Origin of the sequence: Segatella copri, from assembly GCF_019127135.1 — a bacterium.
Classification (GTDB): Bacteria; Bacteroidota; Bacteroidia; order Bacteroidales; family Bacteroidaceae; genus Prevotella.
In genome coordinates this window covers 1-321 of the sequence record NZ_JAHOEA010000217.1, presented here as the reverse complement: position 1 = coordinate 321, position 321 = coordinate 1, and the positions used below count along the sequence as shown (strand labels likewise).

Sequence of the window (321 nt, the reverse complement as noted above, 5' to 3'; positions counted from 1 at the left end):
GCAAGGATGGATATAGCTTCAAGGGTACGCAGATTAGCCGAGACTATAGCTTTGGCAAGTTGAATGTGAGGTTTGAGGGTACGGAGAATCAAGTATCAGCAAGAGACAACTCTGCTCGACAATATGAGCAAGGTTGTCGCAAGGACGAGCATTTGCCATCCATGTCGGAAAGCAGCCAAGACCCTTGGAACGGCATTTCTTCCATTGGGCTTTTTGCTTCTGCCAACGTACAGACCTTTGAGCCATTCCCAGAGGATGAATCAGCCAAGAAGAAAAAGAAGAAACGCAGAAGAGGCTTTAGCCTTTGATGCAAGTTACAAA

Annotated in this window: 1 pseudogene; it reads left to right on the top strand. The window is 46.4% G+C overall.

Annotation, left to right across the window (positions count from 1 at the left end):
• Window positions 1-308 (top strand): annotated as a pseudogene (locus tag KSW37_RS15925) (relaxase/mobilization nuclease domain-containing protein); the annotation flags it as partial.
• Window positions 309-321 lie beyond the last annotated feature (13 nt).